Origin of the sequence: Nocardia pneumoniae NBRC 100136 (genome assembly GCF_000308755.1) — a bacterium.
GTDB classification, from domain to species: Bacteria; Actinomycetota; Actinomycetes; order Mycobacteriales; family Mycobacteriaceae; genus Nocardia; species Nocardia pneumoniae.
The window spans coordinates 50,723-67,800 of sequence record NZ_BAGF01000045.1 but is presented as its reverse complement, the minus strand read 5'-3'; the positions used below and the strand labels follow the sequence as shown (position 1 = coordinate 67,800).

Annotated in this window: 11 protein-coding genes; 4 read left to right on the top strand and 7 right to left on the bottom strand. The window is 69.6% G+C overall.

The genetic code is table 11. The features are described from left to right. Positions 1–471 (bottom strand): MarR family winged helix-turn-helix transcriptional regulator, encoded by a 471-nt coding sequence (locus ON34_RS14410; protein ID WP_040779620.1) that lies wholly within the window; start codon positions 469–471, stop codon positions 1–3. Positions 472–748: 277 nt separating this feature from the next. Between ON34_RS14410 and ON34_RS14405 the strand changes: the two genes are divergently transcribed. The 3 genes from ON34_RS14405 to ON34_RS14395 all read left to right on the top strand — a co-directional run bounded on the left by ON34_RS14405 (position 749) and on the right by ON34_RS14395 (position 4,301). Further along, positions 749–2,425: a fumarate hydratase gene (locus ON34_RS14405; protein WP_051022642.1), complete on the top strand. Its 1,677-nt coding sequence runs from the start codon at positions 749–751 to the stop codon at positions 2,423–2,425. 134 nt (positions 2,426–2,559) lie between these two features. Further along, the gene (locus ON34_RS14400) at positions 2,560–3,024 is read left to right on the top strand and encodes a hypothetical protein (protein ID WP_051022585.1); all 465 of its coding nucleotides are present in this window, start codon (positions 2,560–2,562) and stop codon (positions 3,022–3,024) included. A 752-nt stretch (positions 3,025–3,776) separates the two neighbouring features. Next, positions 3,777–4,301, top strand: coding sequence for a M15 family metallopeptidase (locus ON34_RS14395; protein ID WP_083889428.1), 525 nt, complete (start codon positions 3,777–3,779; stop codon positions 4,299–4,301). Here the strand turns inward: ON34_RS14395 and ON34_RS14390 are convergent, their stop codons facing one another. From ON34_RS14390 to ON34_RS14375, 4 genes are all read right to left on the bottom strand, one after another. Further along, the gene (locus ON34_RS14390) at positions 4,302–8,492 is read right to left on the bottom strand and encodes a TIGR02680 family protein (RefSeq protein WP_040779614.1); all 4,191 of its coding nucleotides are present in this window, start codon (positions 8,490–8,492) and stop codon (positions 4,302–4,304) included. Between the two features lie 3 nt (positions 8,493–8,495). After that, positions 8,496–9,920 (bottom strand): TIGR02678 family protein, encoded by a 1,425-nt coding sequence (locus tag ON34_RS14385; RefSeq protein WP_040779612.1) that lies wholly within the window; start codon positions 9,918–9,920, stop codon positions 8,496–8,498. After that, positions 9,920–11,572, bottom strand: coding sequence for a TIGR02677 family protein (locus ON34_RS14380; RefSeq protein ID WP_051022639.1), 1,653 nt, complete (start codon positions 11,570–11,572; stop codon positions 9,920–9,922). Before ON34_RS14380 ends, ON34_RS14385 begins: the two co-directional genes overlap by 1 nt. Positions 11,573–11,727: 155 nt before the next feature. Further along, positions 11,728–12,867 (bottom strand): NsdA family TPR-like regulatory protein, encoded by a 1,140-nt coding sequence (locus ON34_RS14375; protein ID WP_040779687.1) that lies wholly within the window; start codon positions 12,865–12,867, stop codon positions 11,728–11,730. Positions 12,868–13,198: 331 nt separating this feature from the next. On the opposite strand from ON34_RS14375, the gene ON34_RS34600 reads away from it, so the two are divergent. Beyond that, positions 13,199–13,504 carry a hypothetical protein gene (locus ON34_RS34600; protein WP_067475793.1) on the top strand — a complete coding sequence of 102 codons (306 nt, stop codon included), beginning with the start codon at positions 13,199–13,201 and terminating at the stop codon, positions 13,502–13,504. On the opposite strand, the gene ON34_RS14365 is transcribed toward ON34_RS34600, so the two are convergent. Beyond that, a complete protein-coding gene (locus ON34_RS14365) occupies positions 13,406–15,994 on the bottom strand; it encodes an AMP-binding protein (RefSeq protein WP_373291920.1) in 2,589 nt (862 codons plus the stop codon). The genes ON34_RS34600 and ON34_RS14365 overlap by 99 nt on opposite strands. Positions 15,995–16,111: 117 nt before the next feature. Beyond that, positions 16,112–16,996: a PAC2 family protein gene (locus tag ON34_RS14360; RefSeq protein ID WP_040779604.1), complete on the bottom strand. Its 885-nt coding sequence runs from the start codon at positions 16,994–16,996 to the stop codon at positions 16,112–16,114. Positions 16,997–17,078: the final 82 nt, after the last annotated feature.

The window sequence follows — 17,078 nt, the reverse complement described above, 5'->3', positions numbered from 1 at the left end:
TCAGCTCTCGGTCGCCGATCGTCGATGATGCGCGAGCAACGTGTCATAGATATCGGCCAGGGCGGCCAGCTGCTGGCGATCGAGGACGTCGATCATGTGCCTGCGCACGCTGCGCGCGTGCGCGGGCGCGGCGCCGGTCAGTACCTCGGCGCCGTGCGGGGTGAGCCGCGCGGCGGTGCGGCGGGCGTCGTCGGGAATCGGCTCCCGCGCGACCAGCCCGCGCTTCTCCATCCGGGTGATCTGATGCGACAGCCTGCTCTGCGACCACTCGAGGGCGGCCGCCAGATCGGCGAAGGTGAGCAGGTGGTCGGGGGCGTCGGACAGGTTGGCCAGCACCGAGTATTCGACATAGGTGAGGTTGGACTCCCTGGTGGAATCCCGCCCGACCGCCGCGGCGATGAGGTCGCGGGTGCGCACGAAACCGACCCAGGCGCGCATCTCGACCTCATCGAGCCAATGGGGATCGGTCACGATAGCGCTCCAAACTCTGCGTGATCACAAAGACCGTTCGGCCTCGCCGTGTGCGGCGCGCGAACAGTCTGCGCGCGGCCGGGCGACCGGACGCCCGAGCGCGTTCTCAGAGATGAGAGGTAGCATCACCGGGGTTGAACGTGCAACCTTTCTTGGCCAACTGTCCGAGATAGGGTTGCCTAACCATCGGTGCGCGCGCGGTGGTGGCTAGGCTCGCTGTGCTCGTGACCAGCCCGGCCGTTCATGGCGCCCGGGCCCATCCGAAGGAGTGCGACTGGTGACCGCGCCGGAGTTCCGCTATTCAGACCTGCTGCCGATCGGCGCGGACGACACCCCCTATCGGTTGCTCACCACCGAGGGCGTCAGCACGTTCGAGCACAACGGGCGCACGTTCCTGCAGGTCGAGCCGGAGGCGCTGCGGCTGCTCACCGAGACGGCGATGCACGACATCAGCCATTTCCTGCGTCCGGCGCACCTGGGCCAGCTGCGCAAGATCATCGACGACCCGGAGTCCAGCGGCAACGACCGTTTCGTCGCGCTGGATCTGCTCAAGAACGTCAACATCTCCGCGGGCGGCATCCTGCCGATGTGCCAGGACACCGGTACCGCGATCGTCATGGGCAAGAAGTCCGAGGGCGTGCTCACCGGCGTCGACGACGCGGAATGGATCAGCCGGGGCGTGTTCGACGCCTACACCAAGCTGAACCTGCGCTACTCGCAGCTCGCGCCGATCACCATGTGGGAGGAGAAGAACACCGGTTCCAATCTGCCCGCACAGGTCGAGCTGTACTCCACGGCAGGCGATCCGGCGCACCCGTCCTACAAGTTCCTGTTCATGGCCAAGGGCGGCGGTTCGGCGAACAAGTCCTTCCTCTACCAGGAGACCAAGGCCGTCCTGAATCCCACTCGGATGCTGGAGTTCCTGGACGAGAAGATCCGCTCGCTCGGCACCGCGGCCTGCCCGCCCTATCACCTCGCGGTCGTCATCGGCGGCACCAGCGCCGAATTCGCTTTGAAAACGGCCAAATACGCCTCGGCGCACTATCTGGACAACCTGCCCACCGAGGGGTCGCTGTCGGCACATGCCTTCCGCGACCTGGAACTGGAGGAAGAGGTCTTCAAACTGACCCAGTCCTTCGGTATCGGCGCGCAGTTCGGCGGCAAGTACTTCTGCCACGACGTGCGGGTGGTGCGTCTGCCGCGGCACGGCGCCAGCTGCCCGGTCGCCATCGCCGTGTCGTGTTCGGCGGACCGGCAGGCGTTGGCCAAGATCACGGCCGAAGGCGTCTTCCTGGAGCAGCTCGAGCGCGAGCCCGCGCAGTACCTGCCCGAGCAGACCGACGCCATCCTCGGCGGTGACGTGGTGCGCATCGACCTGAACCGGCCGATGGACGAGATCCGCGCCGAATTGTCCAAATACCCGGTCAAGACCCGGCTTTCGCTGACCGGGCCGCTGGTGGTCGCGCGCGACATCGCGCACGCCAAGATCAAGGAGCGCCTCGACGCGGGCGAGCCGATGCCCGATTACCTGCGTGACATGGCCGTCTACTACGCGGGCCCGGCCAAGACCCCGGAGGGCTACGCGTCCGGTTCCTTCGGTCCGACCACCGCGGGCCGGATGGACTCCTATGTCGACCAGTTCCAGGCCGCGGGCGGCTCGTTCGTCATGCTGGCCAAGGGCAATCGGTCCGCGCAGGTGACCAAGGCGTGCAAGGAGCACGGCGGCTTCTACCTCGGCTCCATCGGCGGCCCCGCCGCCCGGCTGGCGCTGGACTGCATCAAGTCGGTCGAGGTGCTGGAGTATCCCGAGCTGGGCATGGAAGCGGTGTGGAAGATCGAGGTCGAGGATTTTCCCGCGTTCATCGTGGTCGACGACAAGGGCAACGACTTCTTCGCCGAAACACAGAAGCCCATCGCGCTGCGCGTGCGCACCCGCTCCAAGGAGCGCGTCTGAGCCACGCCCCGCCGCGGGCGGCAGTCCGCGGACACGGCGATGTCACCCCGATCGCCGGGTGGCCTCGCCGTCGCACCGGGCACCCACGACGCAGTACGTCGTTGACCGGTACCGATGCGGGTCGAGGAGTGGTTATGGGTACATCCAGGAGTGAGTCCACGTCGTTGTGCGTGTCGGAGTCGGCCGCGCGCCGATTGGCCGAACGCGCCGCGCGCGAGGGAACCACCTGCACAGTGCTACTCGATCGGCTGATCCAGGAGGGCGTGGATCAGCTCGACCACCCCGGGATCGTCTTCCGTGGCCCGCTGCACGATCGGCGTGCGGCGCTGGCCGCCGGACCCGACATCTGGGAAGTCGTTGCGCGCCTACGGGAGTTGGACGGTCCGGTGGAGCGCCGTATCGCGGTGCTCAGCGCGAAGTCGGATCTGCACACGAGCAAGATCAGGGTCGCGCTCGCCTACGCCCGGGCGCACGGCGGCGAGATCCTGGATCGGATCGGACGCTATCGGCAAGCGGCGGAAGCGATTCGCCGCGGTCGGCGGCGCGTAGCCGCGGCGGCGACGCGGCCGAGCGTACCGGACGGTCCCCCGCACGCGTGATTCGGCCGGAATGTCCGGTGCGGTAGGTCTTCACATATTGTGGAGCGAAATGTGGAAATGCTCACACTCTGTGCACAGTCGCATGTCACTCGCGGACGGCTCTTCGGCGCAGGCCGGAAGCCGTCCGCAGTGCGTCTGCGCCTGTTGCCTTCGCGGCGCTTGGGTAGCAAAGGATTTCGGGCGTCGCTCGATCCGTCGCTGTCGCGGTCAACGAAGGCTCGTGTGGCTCCCGACTCGATCTCCGCATGGGGAGGAAGTGTGAAATTCGAGTCGAACCGAATGCCTCCCGAGGGTGGAAAGCTGCTGGGGAATGGCCCGGATGTGCCTTGACGTGATCGGCCGGGTCCGGCGGGCTTGTTCAGAAGTGTTGGGGATTCCGACAATCCGGGAGTGATAGCGCCAACCCATCCAGCGTGATCCACAACACTGGAATACATTGTGGAGAGCAAGTCTTCCATGTGAGCGAAACATTTGCTGCCTGAGGATAATTGGGCACATATCGGACATATCAGGGCACTATTCTGTGAAGTAGTGCCGTTAGCTGTGGAATTCGCTGAATGTTGTCCACAAGGTCTCTTGGGGATGGCTCCGCGCGCACCCGGCCGTCGAGGGCGCATGGTTGACGTCGGGCTACTCGCCGTCGCGACGTGCCGGGCTCGTCCCAGGGCAGTCTCCTGCGGTACGGCGAGGCCAGCGGTCCGGCAAACCGGGGCAAACCCGGCATAGGCGACCGCGGACGATAGCATCAGCGCATGGTGCTTCGGAATCGTGATCGGAGTCGGTTGCTCGCGCGACTATCGGTGGCGGTGCTGCCCGCGCTGGTCGCGACCGGCGTTCTGGCGGGGCAGGCGCAGGCCGACCTCAGCGGCATAGAGCAGCGGGAGTCGGTGGGCTCGGCGACCGGGACCGAAGGGCTCGAGCCCGCCTTGGCCCTTGCGTACACGCTCGCCGAACGTGAGGCGCACGCGCAGGGTGTGCCGCTGTCCATCACGTCCGGATACCGCACGCGCGCCCAGCAGCAGGCGCTGTGGGAGGACGGTGTGGCGACCTACGGCCCGGACGGCGCGCGCCGCTGGGTGCTGCCGCCGGAGGAATCGACGCACGTCTCCGGCCAGGCGATCGACGTCGGTCCGCGGCAGGGCGCCCAGTGGCTGGAGGCGAACGGCAACCGCTGGGGGTTGTGCCGGATGTTCGACAACGAGTGGTGGCATTTCGAACTGGCCACCCTGCCTGGCGCGGACTGCCCGCCGATGAAGCCGGACGCGAGCGTGCGTTGATCAGGTCACCGGCGCGAGTTCGAGCCCTCCTTCGATCGTGGTGGGAACTCGGCGGCGGTCGGGTGAGCCGAGCGCGGCGGTCAGATCGGTTCCGTCGTGTTCGGCGAGCAGCTCGCCGCTGTCCCACACCAGCAGCGTCGCGCTGACGGTGTTCTCGGCCGCGCTGTGTGCCAGGTCGTAGTGCGCGCACGCTGGAACGTGCGGATAGGTGATCCACAGGTCGTAGCCGGTCATGAACAGGTCGAGGTCGAATTGCACGCTCAGCCCCAGCAATTCGCTACGGCCGTTGTCGTCGACACCGGCGAACGCCTCGTCCAGCGCGAGCAGGCGCGGCGCCTGCGGGTCGGCCGAATCGAGCATGACGTGCGCCGCGGCGAACAGCGGTAGGTGCAGCGACACCGACTGCTCGCCACCCGACAGCGCGCTGTGCCTGGCCACGGTGAGCTTGTCCTCGCTGCCGTCGGCGGAGATCAGCGTGAACGAGAACACCCGCCAGCTGCGGTAATCCAGGGTGGCGGCGAGGATCTCGGGATAGGAGCGCTCGGGGTGCGCGGCCCGCGCCGCGCGGATCTCGGCGGCGAAATGCGCCCGGATCGCCGCCAGGTCCTCGGCCGTCAGGGCCGAGGCGTCCCGGTCCAGCAGCTTGCACATCGCCCGCGCCGAGTCCGACAGGTTGTCGGCGAGCAGCCAGTGCACGCCGATGGTGTTGCCCGAGGACATCCGCCGCTGCTTCATCTCCGCGCCCATCCTGGCGATCAGATCGCGGGCGTCGCTAGTGCGTTCGTGGATCTGCTGGGCAAGGCCGGTCAGCAGCGCGTCCTCCAGGATGCGCCGCTCGGCGTCGGTGAGCAGCAGTTCTTGATCGCGGCGCGCGGTGTCGACGCGGTCGGCGAACTCGGCGAGCGCCGAGACGCCGTGCTCGTCCTGCACCTGCACGACGGTGAGGCCGTCGGCCGCGTCCCACTGGAGCCGGTAGTCGCGGCCGGAACCGGCGAGGGCGGCGTCGAACTCCTGGAGCGCCGCGGTCACCGCGCTGCGGGTGGACTTGCGTGCCGCCTCGCTCGCCCGAACCGAGGCGGTGGCGGCGGCGAGGGCGTCGAACAGCTCGGCGACCTCGTCGGGCAGCACCCCCGGCTGCGCCTGTGGTCCCGCAGTGGAGATCCGGTACAGCAGTTGCTCGGGCGTCGACCACGCGGCGTCGCTACCGGGCCAGCGCCCGTCGGTGGACGCGCCCAGCAGGGTAAGCAGATCGGGCTGGGCATAGGGCGCAAGGGCTTTCACCTCCGCGAGCACCTCGGTGAGCGCGGTGGCGAGCGATTCGTGGGCGGTGCGGTAGGCGGCCTCGGCGTCACCGACCGCCTCGATGGCCTCGTTGGCGGCCTTGCGCGCGGCTTTCTGCTCGGCCTTGGTCGCCTCGATCCGCTGCCTGGCCTGCTCCAGCTCGCGATCGATGTCGGCCGCGCCCGCGCCGAGCGCCTCGCGCAGGGTCTCCAGCTTGCGCAGCTGTTCCCGGTAGCCGGACTGCGCGGCTTCCGCTTCCTCCACGAACGCCTCGGCCAGGTCGGCGGCCTCGGCCAGGCGGTCATCGGCTTCCCGTTCCCGCTCGCGTTCCCGCTCGTGGTCGCCGCGTAGCCGCAGCAGTCCGGCGCCGGTGTTCTCGAAGTGCCGGATCGCGGCGGCGAGGGCGTCGATCTCGGTGCCCGTGCGCGGGGTGCGGTGCGCCGCCGCGGTGGCGCGCAGCTTCTTCTCCGCGGCGGAGAATTCCGCGATCGACTGGTCGAGTTCGCGCTCGGCGTGGGCGGCGGCTTCGGCACGCGAGCGCATCATGCCCGCGGCCTCCGACACCGCACGCAGCGCGGCGAGCACCGCGGTCGGACGCGGAAGCCCTTTGGCGGCGGCGGAGATTCGCGCGAGTTCCGCGGCGGCGTCCGCCTCCTGCCGCTCGAAGACGCGCAGCTCCTCCTCCGCGGCGGCGATGGCCGCGGTCAGCTCTGCCGAGCGGATCTCGCGGCGCCTGGCCCTTGCGGTCGCACCGATGTACTCCGCGTCGGCCTTCCGGTGCCTGCCGACCTGCACGCCTTGACGGAATCCACCGCTGGCCTCGATCGTCACCGCCGCGTCCGGTCGGTCCGCGCCGTCGTGCAGGGCGATGGAGGCGAGCACGTCGGCTACGGCCTGCCTTGGCACGGTGAGCGCGTCCGAATCGTCCTCGACGACCAGCACATCGGCGAGGGTGCGGCCGGTCGGCCGGTCCGCGGCGGGCAGCGGCACCAGGAACTGATCCGACTCGAAATCCCCCGGCAGCGCGTCCGGTGGGCAGACCCAGCCGTCGAGCAGGTTCGCGGCGTCCAGCGCGGCCTCGATACCTGCCGCGGTCTCGGGCGGCACATCGTCGGCGAAGCGCACCAGACGCCACAGCGCGGCGCCCGGCCGTTGGCCGGTACGGCCGGACCGGGCCGCGTATGCCGGTGGGGCGTCGTCGCGTTGGGCCGCGACGCGCTCGCGTTCGGCGGTGAGCTCGCTGACCCGCGCGGCCGCCGTCGCCGCCCGCGCGCGGGCCTCCTGACGACGGCCGCGGATCTCGTCGAGCAGGGGCTCGGCCCGCTCCGCCAGCACTTCGGCGACGGTGGCGGCGTCCGAACCGGCCTCGGTCACCGCGGAGTTCAGCGCCTCGAACAGCCCGGCGCGGACGGGGGAGTAGATCGCACGGTGCTCCTCCCACCACCCGCGCAGCGCGCCCGCGGCCTCGGTGCGGGCCAACGCGACCGTCGCCTCGGCGTGCGCGACCTCGGCGGCGGCCGCGTCGCGCAGTTCGCGGGCACGCTCGGCGAGCCGCTCGGCCCTGGTGCGTTCGGCGGCCGCGGCGTCAACCGCACCCAACGCCCTGCGCACCGCCCGTACGTCGGCGTCGCGCTCCTCGGCGTGGCTGTGCACGGCCGTGGTGAGCTGTTCGGCCCGTGCTGTCTCGGGCAGCGGCGTCCATGCGATGCCCGCGTCCTCGGCGGCGGCGCGCAGCTCGTCCTCGCCGCGGGCGAGCGCGGCAGCGGCGGCGCGGACCGCGCTGCGCGCGCGTTCGGCCTCCGCGGCGCGCTGGTCCACCGTCTGCTGCGCTTTCAGCGCCTTGTCGGCGTGCACGCCCGCCGAGGTCTCCAGCCGCCGTACCGCGTCAGCCAGGTCGTCGAGCTGCTGCTTGCCCTCGTAAGCGCTGGAGCGCCGCAGGTTTTCCCGATCGGCGAGGGCCTGCTCGTAGGCGCGGTCGGCGTCCTCCGCTCGGGCCTCGGCGGCGGCGCGTTCGGTCTCCCTGCGCTCGCGCAGCGCGGTCGCCGCGAACAGCGCGGTGCTCGCGTGCGTGACCGCGTCGAGCCGGGCCCGCACCTGGTCTACGTCCGTTTTCGCCTGGACCGCGAGGTATTTCCGATAGACCTCGACGAAAGCCCTGGTCGCCGTGTCGGCGTGGACCAGCCCCTCCAGGGTTCGGGCCACCTCCTCCATATCGCTGAACGACCGGGCGGCGTCCAGGATCAGGTGTTCGTCGAGCGGGCGCAGGCCGTCGGTCAGCGCCTGGGAGAGCCCGCGCGGATCGAGGTTCTTGGCCAGCTGCGGGCGGCGCAGCGTGAGGATCAGGTTGATCAGCTGGTCGTAACGCTGCGCGCCGAGACCGAACATGCGCGCGTCGATGGCGTTGCGATAGTCCACCGGGCGGTCGACGATCGAGTCGCTGCCGATCTGTTCGGCGAGTTGTTTGCGGGTGAACGGACGGTCGTCCGGACCGATCAGCGAGAAATCCACGCCGACGCGGCCGTCGGCGACGAAGTACCAGCGGGTCACCTTGTCCGAGGACCGGGTGGCGCGCATGCCGATACCGACGGTGACCACTTCGGGGTCGTCCCAGCGACCGCGCGCGAACTCCATCCAGACATAGGAGTAGGCCGAGTCCTGCTTGCGGTAGAGCAGGTTCGACTTCATCGTGCGTTCCTCGCCGGCGAACGGGTTGAGCCGACGCGGCTCGATTCGCCCATCCAGCACGAACGGGAACAGCACCTCCAGCGCCTTGGTCTTGCCCGACCCGTTCGGCCCGCGCAGCACCAATCTGCCGTCGGCGAAGCAGAATTCCTGGTCGCGGTAGTCCCAGAGGTTGACGATCCCGGCGCGGGTGGGAGTGAACCGCACTCCTCCGTGAATGAGCGACATCCGTCAGTTCCCTTCCGTCCCGGCGCCGCCGGGCCCGTAGGTGTCGGCCGCGGTGACGAACAGTTCCGCGGCCCGCTTGGTGCGCACCGTCACGACCGCGCCGCGGTAGCGGGCCAGAGCGGGGAGCACGAGCAGTCCCTCCTCGACACACCGAACCAGCCGCAGCCGCTCCAGCAGCGCCACCACCTCCGTGGTGAGACGCGGCACGTCGGCCTGCCACTGCGCAGCGAAGGTGGCGCCGTAGCGGTCGGCGAGCGCTTGCATCGTCTCGCGCAGCCACGCCGCGTCGACCAGGGGATAGGTACTCGCCACCGGCGCGTCCTCCTGCTCCGGCTCGGCATCCGGCGAGCCGGCCTCGGCGGGAGGCGAATCCGGCGAGCGCGGCTGGGTCAGCGGTGTGAACAGGGTGGATTCGGGGATGGCCGCGTCCAGTTCCTCGGCGAGCGCCCCACCCGGGTGCGGGGCGCCGAGGCGGCGTGGCAGCGGGTTGTCGATGTCCAGCACGCGATCGGCGATCTCCCCCGCCAGCAGCAGGGCGACCTGGGCCAGCGTGCCGGTCCCCGGGAAACGCGTGTCCGACAGCCGTCCCGAGGTGTCGATCAGCGCGACGCCTTCGGCGCGGCGCTCGGCACGCAGGCCGGTCAACAGCTCCACATCCGCGACGATCCGGTCCTGCGCGAGCACCGGACGTTCGTCGGGCGCGAGGTCATCGAGATAGACCACCGGTCGTTCGACCAGCGCCCTGCGCACCCGGCGGGCGATCTCCGCGGTGGTCGGGGCATGCGCGGAAACGCCGGTGGCGGTGGCTTCCTCGGCGAACAATCCACGCACACTGTGCAGATGCTGCAACGCTCGCGGCGGCCGGAACAACGCGAACACCACCGGGCGGTCGATGTCGTAGAGCGCTTCACCGGCGTCGGGATCGCTGGCCCACCCGCCCGCGTCGCCGTCGGCCAAGGTCAGCGCCCCGCGCACGGTCAGCCAGCCGACCGCGTCGACGAACGCGTCGCGATCGGAGGCCCGGTCCGTGGACAGGTCGAGGCCGTCCACCCGGCCCGCGTAGGCGGCCACCTGATCGGCCAGCTCGGACAGCGTGATCTGATCACCCGCGCGGCCCAGCGCGGCGAGCGCCAAGGCGAGATAGGCATAGCGCCTGCGGTCGAACACGCGCTCGGCAGGCGTGCGGGCCGGCCTGCTGGCGTCGAGGCGGTCCAGCACGGGGAACACCCGCGCCGTGGTCTCGGTGACTTCCAGCCGGTAGCCGAACAATTCGGCGAGATCCTCCCGCAGCTCGGTGGCCCAGCGGCGGATCAGCGGCAACGCGATCCGATCCGGATAGGTGCGGGTCACCAGATGATTGGCCAGGACGACGCGGGCGGCGCGCTGATAGTTGTCCAGCGCGAGCGAGTCGATGGTGCGTCCGTGCATCAGCCACGCTCCCCGGACGCGCGCGGCCGCGTCTTGGTCGTCTGCTCGATCTTCAGTGCCCGGTTGTTCAAGTGCAGCAGCCCGCGCGTGGTGCGCACGACGGTCGGGCCCTCGTGCTCGGACACCGTCAGCGTGACCCCGCTGTCGGAACCGGTGCTGCCCGCCACCCGGCCGCGCACCGGAACCCACGCGGTGGACGCGGCGTCCAGCAGGCGCAGCAGCACTTCGGTTTCCCGTTCATCCAGGACCCGCTCGTGCACGTCACCGGAGGCCAGCGACCGGGCGGCCTCGGCACGGGACCGCTGCGCGTCCAATTGGGCCTCGCGCAGTCGCCGGATCCCGGCGTCGTTGCGGTGGATCCGCGCGGGCGCGCCCGCGGACGGGGGCCGCCCGGTTTCGGCGAGCGTGCGCGAAATCTCCAACGGCGGTGCGTCCCACCAGGACCTGATCGCCGGAATCAGGTCGGCGTCCGGGTGCTCCATCGCCAGATGCCGTGGCTTGCCGAGCCCGAACACCGCGTCGAACAGCGCGTGGGCGCTGTCCGCACTCGGCGCCGCGGTGAACCAGGCGGCCAGATGCCGCAGCGCCGATTCCCGGCTCACCCCACCGCGCCGCGTCTCGGTGACCCGCCGCAGCAGCGACAGCACCGCGGCGATGGCGCTCATGGTCGCCTCGCGCAGCCGCTCGGCTTCCGTCGCCCCCGCCGGTTCAGCGCCGCCGGAGGCGACGAACCAGGTCCGCAGCCCGTCCCATCGCGCCTGCCAATCCGACCGGCGTTCGGTGACGCTCAGCAGCACTCGTTCGTCACAGCGCGCCGCGCGAGCGATCAGCTCCTCGACGCCGGTCTCCTCGATCTCCGCGATCGCCGCCGCCAGTCGCGGGGTGAACCTGGCCAGGTCGAGGCTGAACTCTCGCATGTGCGCCAGCAGCGCGTCCTTGTGCGCGAGAAAAGACTCCGGGGTGATCTCGGTGGTCCGGACCAGATCGCCGAGTCCGAGATAGAAGTGCGCGGCGCGGGCGGCCAGATCCGACAGCGCGGCATCGAGTCGACGCAGCGTGCGGTAGACCCGCTCGGCGTCGCCCGCCCGGTTCGCGTGGGCCAGCGCGTGCAGATCGGCCAGCAGCTCCGGCAGCACCAGCCGCGAGAGCGAGGCCTCGTCGAGGCGTGCGCTGAGCACACCGGCGACCGCCCGGTATGCCTGAAATCCCGCCTGGGAGAACTGGTAGACGTAGTGCCGGTTGCGATACTCGGCCAGGGTCGCGGCGCGGGTTCCGTCGTAACTGCGCTGCAGTACGCCCCATTGGTGCAGCTGGTCGAGCAGGGGACCGATCTCGGCGGCGGTCAGGCGCGGCGCCGCCGGGCGTTCGGCAGCCGGGGAATGGTCCGGCGCAGGGGTTTCCGACTCCTGCCGTGCATCGCTGGGCGGATTTCGCCGCTGCTCGGCGCGATCGACGCCCCGCCCATTCGCGACCGGTTGGTTTTCATTGCCCAGATCAGGTGGGCGCAGGGTGCTTCCGTTGCGCTCGATCCACTCCGCGACGTCGTCCGCGTGCAGCAACACCACGTACGCCGCCCGCGCGCTGTCGAAGGCGCGCAGCACCCGCAGGTAGTCCGCGCGGCGCTCGGCGGTGGCGAAGGAGAACAGCCGCAGCCGCTCGTCCCAGCGGTCGTCGGCGCAGCCGTCATCGGAGTCGGTCACCGGGAACAGGGTAGTAGCGGGCTGGTCGCCGCCTGCACGACGTTCCGGTGTTCGGCGTGGACGCGTCCGGTTCGTCACCGTTCGCCGAGGCTGCGGGCAAGCCCGGCTCACTCGACGGACAGCGAGCGCAGCTGTTCCAGATACGCGCGGGTGCGCGGATCGCCGGGGTAGCGCTCGATGATCTCGCGCGCGACTTCGCCGGCGATCCACATCAGCGACGGCAGCGAGCGTCGCCTGCCCGCGAACGCGCGCATGCCCTCGGCCACCGCCGTTTCCAGATCACGGTTGCGTACCGCGACCACGGCCAGCGTGAGGTGCGCCTCGGCGATCCGCATCGGGTTGCGCACCGTGCCGTCGGGGCGGGTCGCGTTCCGGATCACTTCACGTGCGTAGGATTCGGCGAGCCGATCCTCGCCCGCCACCCGGCAGCAGTCCATCGCGTAGAAGTCGAACTTCTGCGCGTCGATGACGAAATGGTTGTCCAGATTCGCCGGATGGTCGAGTCGCTCCAAGATTGCTCGCCCCTCCGCTAGCGCGGACTCCACCTCCCGCGGGTTGCCCAGCCTGGCCCAGGCTTTGGCGCACTGGGCGGCCAGTTGCACGCCGACGCGCAGGTCCTGGCTCACTTCCAGCGTCGGCCGCACCGTCTCGATCACGCCACGGTAGTTGCCCTGGGTGAGCGCGAACCACGCGGCCATTTCCGCTGCCCATGCGGTGATCTCGGTGTTCTCGGCCTCCTGACCCAGCGAGTGGGCGGCGCGGCGGGTGGCCTCGGCGGCGGTGCGCCGGCCGAGGTCGTAGTCGACGCATCCGACCAACAGGGCGACCCATCCGGCGAGGACCAGGATTTCGCGGTGCTGGGCCAAGGTCAGGCGACCGTCCAGCAACGAGGTGATCCTGCGTAACCACGCGGTGCCCTCGGTGTGCAGCTCGTGCGGGTCGGCGTAGGAGTATTCGCAGCACAGGCGCTCGGCGGTGATCCGGATGGCCTCCAGTGTCACCGGGGACACGTCCGAGATGCGAAGTCTGCCCAGGAACTCGAGGGTGTCCATGCCCGTCGCGGAGAGCAATTCGTCGTCCCGGTTCGGTCTGGCCTTGGGAAAGAACGCCGCGGTCACCGTGTCGAAGGTGGCGGCGATGATGGGCGCGTAGAAGTCGTCCGGGCGTGATTCGCCCGATTCCCAACGGCGCCAGTTGCGTAGGAGGGTGCTGTCCGTCGGCAGGTTGTGCGATGACTTTCCGCGCATCACGCGAACAGCGTCGGCTTGCGACCACCCCCTCGCGTCACGCTCGGAACGCATCCGGACAGCCCAGACGGGTCGATCGTCAGTAGCGGCCACGTCTGTAGTATCGCACCAGTTAACGTTTGGTGGCCCCGATAGGGCAGACAGATGTCATCGGGTTGACAGCTCGATTCGCGCTGCCGCATGGTGCATGCTGACATCGACGCGGAAAGTTTGCCAGGCATCCGCGCCAGAGCAACTGCAAGTACATCTGCTCTTGCACGAAGCGCAGTAACCCCGTAGAACGGGTGGATCCACTTCAGAGAACAGCGATCCCAATCCAACGGAGGTTCGGGTGGAAGCGTTGATCTATGGATACTTGCGTGACGATCTGGCCGATGGCCACAGCAAAGAGCTGGAGGCGGCGATGAGCAGCCTCGCTCGCGAAGAAGGGCTCTGCTTCGCCGCGACGTTCCACGAATCGACCGGGGGTGACGGGACGGCCTTGGCGGAGCTCACCGCGGAACTCAAGCGCGCCGACGCGCACCACGTGGTGGTTCCCTCACTCGATCACTTTGCCGGCCAGACCATTCCGCGCGACATCCTGATCGCGAAACTCGCTCAGGAGGCCGCGGCTCGGGTCTGGACCGTGGAGAGCTGACCGGCTCGACCGGATTGCCCGGAATCTCCTCGATCCCCATCGCCGCAGTATCGCCACCCCCTTGGCCGCGGCCACACCCGCCGCGAGAGATGCGAGCAGCGCCATGAGGTGGTACCGACCGAACAGTGGGTACACCTGCCAGTGCAGCAGATAGGCGAACAGCGAGCTATCGGCCAGCACAGCGGCGCAGGCGGCGACGATGGCGGGAACGCGGATCGCGGCCAACCACACCAGCGCGAGCAGACCCGCCATGACCAGCCTTTCCCGATCGGGAACGCCGAAATACCCCGGCACCGTGACCAGTACGACGGCACTGACCGCGACCCGCTGCCACGCCGAACTCGCCTTCGCCGCCGCCCAGCCGAGCGCGAAGAGCCACACCGCAAGCGGGGAGAACGGGACATCCTTCGCCGGATACAGGCCGAACGCCTGGTAACGGAACACCAGACTCACCGCGACCAGCGTCATCGCGAACCAGAACGGGTCGGCCCGTTGCAGACGGTCCACCCAGGGGATCCGGATGAGCAGCGCGGCGGCGAGCATGAAGTATACGAGCACCTCGAGGAACCACAGGTGCCCTGCGGTGGGGCTGTCGCGGGGGCCGAGGACCTTATTCAGCAGCAACACGTTCTGCCAGCCGTAGTAATCACTGCACACCAGGGTGAGCGCAACCCAGGCCGCCGTCGGTACCGCGATCGACGTTACGGTGCGCAGAGTGTGGCGCAGTCGCTCGGCGGGCGGTGCCGCGGTCACCGCGAAGCGCGCGAAGTTGAATCCCGCGACGCCGAGCAACACATGCGCCGCGCCCCACAGCACGAACGCGCCTGCGTGCGATCCCACGATCAGCACGATGCCGACGGCGCGCAGCAGCGTTCCGGTGTCCAGCGCACGTCCGAAGCGCCTGCGCCTCTCCGGAATCCGTTCCAGCTCCGCCACGGACGTGTTCGGCCAGTCGGCGGGCAGGTGTCCGAGCATGCGCTCCAGCCGGGCCGCGGTGGTCACATAGGTCAGCGAGTTGCCGCCGAGATCGACGAACGTGCGGTCCGGCCGGATCCGCGCGGGGTCGATGCCGAGGGTCGCGGCGTACAGGGCGCGTACGTCGCGCGTCTGCTGTGCGGGTTCGGCCGATCGCCGGATAGCCGGGTAGTCGGGTTTGCCATTGGGTAACCGCGGGATCCGCTCGACCGGAAGGATCCGGACCGCCGCGGCGGGCAACCCGGCCAGTCGCGCCGCGATCTCGGTGGGATCGGATCGGGGGTTCTCGACCGCGACGATCACGTGCGCGTCGTCATCGGTGCAGCACGCCGTGAATCCGGCGGCGGCGAGGCGGCATTCGAGGCGTTCCAGATCGATGCGGAGGCCGAAGATCTTGGCGAATCGGCTGCGTCTGCCGACCACCTGATAGAGCCCCTCCGGGGTGCGGCGGGCGAGGTCACCGGTGCGCAGCGAGCCGATCGTGCGGCCGAGGGCGAGATCCCGGGCGGATCGGGCGTAGCCCAGCATCACGTTGGGGCCGTGATAGATCAGCTCGCCGGTCCCGTCCGGGTCTTCTTCGATCGGTTCGAGAGTGAATTCTCCGCCGGGAATCGGGATTCCGATGCAGTCGGGATGCTCGGTCGCCAGATGGGCGGGCAGATAGGCCATCCGAGCGGTCGCCTCGGTCTGGCCGTACATGACGACGAAATCCCAGCCGGATCGCCGGCCGAGCGCGGCGTACTCGCGCACCCGATCCGGCGCGAGCCTGCCGCCCGCCTGGGTGACATAGCGCAGGTGCGGCAGCGTCATGCCGACGAACCCGATGCGGTCGAGCAGGTCGATGGTGTAGGGGACGGCGGCGAACGACGTTGCGCGGCAGTCGCGGAACGCGCGCCAGAACTCCGTGTCCAATACCGACCGGTCGCTGAGGAGCAGGCTCGCGCCGCGTAACAGATGACTGTGCACCACCGAGAGGCCGTAGCAGTAGTACATCGGCAGCGTGGTGGCCGCGCAGTCGCCCGGGCCGATCGCCAGGTACTCGGCGATCGCGGCGGCGTTGGCCCGCAGGTTCGTCGCCGAGAGCCGGACCAGCTTCGGTGACCCGGTGGAACCCGACGTGCTGAGCAGCAACGCGAGCTCCGGGTGCAGGCGATGCGCGGAGCTCTCCCGGACCACTTCGGCACGGCCCGCCTCGATGACGACGTCCGGATCGTAGGTCGCCCGCAACTCCGCAGTGATCTCTCCGGTCAACAGCACGACGCATCCGGCGCTCAGGGCGCCCAGATACGCCACGAGCGAGGCGAGATCGTTGCGCGCGGCGAGCGCGACGAGGCGGCGGCCCGGTCCGAGTTCGGTCGCGTAGTCCTCGACGAGCGTGGCGAGGCGAGCGTAGGTGACTCGCTGCGCTGCTTGCGGCATCGGCTGCGCCGCGACCGCGTTCGCCGCATCCGAATGGGGGCAGTGGACGGCGATCCGGTCGTCGAAGCTGCGCAGATGCGCGACGATCGGGAGCACGGTCACCGGCGAGAGTGTAGGAGGCGGCCGCTTTCCGCTCCGAAGGCGGCCCCCTGGCGAACTTCCGGTGAACGGAGCGTGCGGCCGCGCGAGCCGAGGCCGCCGCGGCCGGAGAGCTCAGAGCCCGAAGCTGCCCGGACCCCGCCTACGCAGGTACTTTTCGAATTCCGCCGCGATGGCGTCGCCGTCGATCTTGGCCATCGCCTCGTTCACGTCGGCCGCGGCGTCGCCGCGCTCCTCCAGCGAACGCACGTACTCACTGATCTCGTCGTCGCCCACGGTCATCTCGTTCACCGCGGTCTCCCAGTCCTCGGCCTGCTTGGGCAGCTCGCCCAGCGGGACCTCGATGTCGAGCACGTCCTCGACCCGGTGCAGCAGCGCGATGGTCGCCTTCGGATTGGGCGGCTGGGAGACGTAGTGCGGAACGGCGGCCCAGAACGACACCGCGGGCACCCCCGCCTTCACACACTGGTCCTGCAGCACGCCGGTGATCCCGGTGGGGCCTTCGTAGCGGGTCTGCTCCAGATTGAACCGCTCGGCCGCCTCCTTGCTGTAGGCCGAGCCGGTCACCGGCACCGGCCTGGTGTGCGGGGTGTCGGCCAGCAGCGCGCCCAGAATGACGACGGTCTGCACCCCGAGCTGTTCGATGAACTCCAGCAGGTCGCCGCAGAAGCTGCGCCAGCGCATATTGGGTTCGATGCCGCGCAGCAGCACCACGTCACGATCGCTGCCCGGCGGCGAGCAGACCGACAGCATCGTCGACGGCCACTGGATTTCCCTGGTCACACCGTCCACCTGGCGTACCGTCGGCCGGTTGACCTGATAGTCGTAGTAGTCCTCGGAGTCGAGTTCGGCCAACGGTTCGGCGTCCCAGATCAGTTCCAGATGTTCGACGGCGCCACTGGCCGCGTCCCCGGCGTCGTTCCAGCCCTCGAAGGCGGCGACCAGTACTGGATCCCGCAACGTCGGCAGTTCCGGATCGGGAGTTTCACTGGCGTTCACTCGGTCAGCCTACGGCGTTCGTCGACCCGGCGTGCCGTATGCCGGTGGGATCGGTGCTGTGTTCGCCTCGCCTGGGGCGGAC

What these genes read in the sequence shown, in the direction of transcription:
- ON34_RS14385 (WP_040779612.1), bottom strand. Translation starts at nt 9,920, where the DNA reads ATGCACGGACGCACCATCGACTCGCTCGCGCTGGACAACTATCAGCGC.
- ON34_RS14395 (WP_083889428.1), top strand. Translation starts at nt 3,777, where the DNA reads ATGGTGCTTCGGAATCGTGATCGGAGTCGGTTGCTCGCGCGACTATCG.
- ON34_RS14375 (WP_040779687.1), bottom strand. Translation starts at nt 12,867, where the DNA reads ATGCGCGGAAAGTCATCGCACAACCTGCCGACGGACAGCACCCTCCTA.
- ON34_RS14400 (WP_051022585.1), top strand. Translation starts at nt 2,560, where the DNA reads ATGGGTACATCCAGGAGTGAGTCCACGTCGTTGTGCGTGTCGGAGTCG.
- ON34_RS14390 (WP_040779614.1), bottom strand. Translation starts at nt 8,492, where the DNA reads ATGTCGCTCATTCACGGAGGAGTGCGGTTCACTCCCACCCGCGCCGGG.